Source organism: Arhodomonas sp. KWT, from assembly GCF_010993615.1.
Window position 1 is genome coordinate 1 of record NZ_WNXE01000239.1, and the last position, 3,208, is coordinate 3,208.

At 70.9% G+C, this 3,208-nt stretch carries 2 protein-coding genes; both read right to left on the bottom strand.

From position 1 onward, the window contains the following. The coding region (locus G7A99_RS17240; protein ID WP_163142436.1) for a hypothetical protein at positions 1 to 1,813 on the bottom strand (1,813 nt) is incomplete at its 3' end. Between the two features lie 2 nt (positions 1,814 to 1,815). Continuing rightward, positions 1,816 to 3,087, bottom strand: coding sequence for a type II secretion system F family protein (locus G7A99_RS17245; protein WP_163142439.1), 1,272 nt, complete (start codon positions 3,085 to 3,087; stop codon positions 1,816 to 1,818). Positions 3,088 to 3,208 lie beyond the last annotated feature (121 nt).

Below are 3,208 nucleotides of genomic sequence, written 5' to 3' on the forward strand. Positions count from 1 at the left end.
TCTCTATGCTCTCCAGCTGCTCGTCGCTGGACTGCCCGGAGGTGGTGCTGCCGAGGTCGTCGAGGGTCTCCTGCAGCGTCTGCCGCTCCTCGAGCAGGCGCTGGCCCTCCTCGGTGTCCGCCGGGTCCCCGGGGAGCCCGTCGATCCGCTCGTTGACCTCGTCGATGCGGCTCTCCAGCTCGGCTTCGACCTCGTCGCGCGCCGAGCCGAGGGCGTCGTCGGCCCCGCCGGCGTCGTCGCCGAAGTCCTCGTCGCGTTCGGCACGGTCGCGGTCGTCGATCGCCTGCTCGAGTGCCTGCTGCGCCTCGAGGTTGTCCGCGGCATCGCCGCGCAGCTCGTCGACCAGGTCGACGTCCGCATCGGTGTCGTCGGCCTTGTTGCTGACCTCGTTCATGATCGAGCGCATCTCGTCGTCGAGGAACGCGTCCAGGCCCCAGCCCCAGTTGTCGTAGTAATTGCGGCACTGCCCGGCGTCGCCGCAGCGGCAGGCGTCCTGGCGCTCGTCGAAGGCCTCGTCGAGCTCCTCCTCGCGTTCGTCGAGCTCGTCCTGGGCCTGGTCACGGGCCTCGATCAGCTGGTCGTTCACCTCGTCCAGGCCGACCAGGCTGTCAATGTCGATGCCGCCACCGTTGCCGAGACCGGTGTCCACTTCGTCGAGTTCCACGCCCATCTGCACGGCGACGGTCAGGTTCGTGATCAGAGCCCCGAGGTTGAGGCCGTAGGCGGCGACGTTGGCGATGATCGCCGCCGAGCTCGCGCCCACCGCCACCCCGGCCGCAGCGGTCCACGCCGCCGCGTGCGGTATCTCGGCGCAGCCGACGATGACCACGCAGGTGCTGATGGCGGCGCTCAGCGCGGCCGATGCCGCGGACAGCTCGGTGATGGATGTGCCGAGGGTGCCGCCGGCGATCACCGCCTTGGTCCCGGCGATGGCCATCTTCACCGCGTTCACTGCGGCGGCGACGCTGGAGCTCCCGATGAGCCATTCCTGTTGGGAATGGACCTCGTCCACGGCGGAGACGCCCAGCGACAGCCCCTCTAGGGAGAGGATCAGGCTGCTGCAGTTCAGCGCCTCCGAGAGGCGGCCGTGGCTGCGCTGCACGACCCGGTCGTCGTAGCCGCTGCCGGCGGCGCGCCCGGGGTCGGCCATGACCGGGCCGGCGGCGGCGTTCTCCCCGTCGAACAGCCCGCCGCTGCCGTCCATGTCCCGGCTGCCAGGGTGGGCGATGGCATAGGCCACGGGCGAGCCGCCGGCGCCGCCGACCGTCGGTGCGGACGCGTTGGCGGCCCGGCTGATCCCCAGGCAGAGGTCCGGGGTGCCGACGTTGTCGAACACGCGGAACTCGTTGTCGCCGCCGTCGTGGCCGACGAGGCCGTCGTCGTCCACGGTCCGGAACTCCGCGGTCCCGACGGAGCCGGGATCGAAACGGTTCGCGGCGCTGGCCAGGTCCGCGCCGGTGCGGTCGACCATGTACGCCAGCTGGCGGATGCGCGCGCGCAGGGCCGGATCCTCGACCCCGAGGTCGCGCCAGGGCAGCGCACCCTTGATGGCGCCGCCGCTGCAGTCCTCGAGGCCGTCGCCGTCGGTGTCGGGACAGGGCAGGCGGTAGTGGGCCGTGGCGAAGCCGAGCAGCGCCCGGTCGGCCTGCCGGAGGATATCGGCCTGCTCCCGGGCCTGCCCGCTCGCGGTGTGGATCTGCAGCCACAGCGTGCCGGCCACGAGGGCGCCGCCCACCAGCAGGGTGATGAGCAGGGTCTCGACGAGCCCGAGCCCGTGCTGGCGTTTCATGTCGGGGAGCGCACGGGGGAACACGGTCACACGCCTCCCGCGGAGATCTGCATGGCCTGGCGGATGAGGTCGTAGATCGGGATGAGCAGCGCCAGCACCAGTACGAAGAACAGCGCGCCGGCGACCAGGATGATCGCGGGTTTGATGATCTCGGAGAGCGAGGCGATGACCACGTCCAGGCGCTTGCGGTACTCCGCCGAGAGGTGGTCGAGCTGCTCGTCGATCGAGCCGCTGTCCTCGCCGACGGCGATCATGCGGACCGCCATCGCGGGGAAGCCGCCCACCGCGCGCATGGAGGACGCCACGCCCTCGCCGCGGGTGACCGCCTCGCGCACCCGGGCGAGTCGCCGGCGGTAGTAGAGGTCGCCGGTCGCGCGGGTGAGCACGTCCAGGCTGGTGACGATGTCCAGCCCCGAGCGCACCAGGATCGCCAGGTGCTCGCTGATCGCCGCCATCCCGGAGGAGGTCGCCAGCACGCGGGTCACCGGCAGCCGGTGCGCGAGGGTGTGCATCGCATGGCGTGTGGGCTCGTGGTTGCGCACCGCCCAGGTGATGCCCGCTATCAGCGCCGCCAGTACCAGGATCACCGCGAGGGCGTTACCGGCGACCAGGTCCGAGAAGGCGATGAGGTTTCTGGTGATCGCCGGCATCTCGGCGTTCAGCTGCTCGAAGAGGTCGCCCATGGTGGGGACGACGTAGGTGATCCAGAACGCCGCGACGGCGATGATTGAGGCGAATACGAAGATCGGGTAGATGAGCGCGGTGCGGATGTCGCGCCGGATGTTCACCATCCGCTCGGTGTGTTCCGCGCCCTCGATGAGCATGCGGTCGAGGTTGCCCGACTGGTCGCCGATGGCGACGAGGTTCCGGACGGTCTCCGGGAAGACGTCCGGGCGCCGGGCGAACGCCTCGCTGACCGACACGCCCGCGTCCAGGTCGTCGTGCATCTGCCGCGCGATGCGGGTGATCCCCCTGGTGCCGGTGGTCTCGCCCTCGCCGATGATGGTGCGCAGGGCGTCCAGCGCCGGCACGCCGGCGCGGAGCATGATGCCCATGTCGCGGAGGAAGCCGGCGAGGTCCTCGGCGCGGATCCCGCGGTGGATCATGCGCCGGAGACCGTCACAGGCGGCGGTGACGGGGCGGGGCAGCGGCCACAGGCTGACCACCGTGCCGTCGAACTCCTGCTCGAGGCGCAACCGTGCGGAGAAGTCCTGCTCCACCGCGATCCGGTAGAAGCCCGTCCGGAGCGCCCCGTGGGGCATGAGCACGCGATAGTAATAGGTCCTGAGCGCCGTCAAGACAGGTTCCTCCCGATGGCGCGGTTGATCTCGTCGACGGTGGTCTCGCCGTCGGTGACCCGCTGGCGCGCGAGCACGCCGATGGGCCGCATGCCGCTGGCCTGGGAGATGTGCCGGAGCT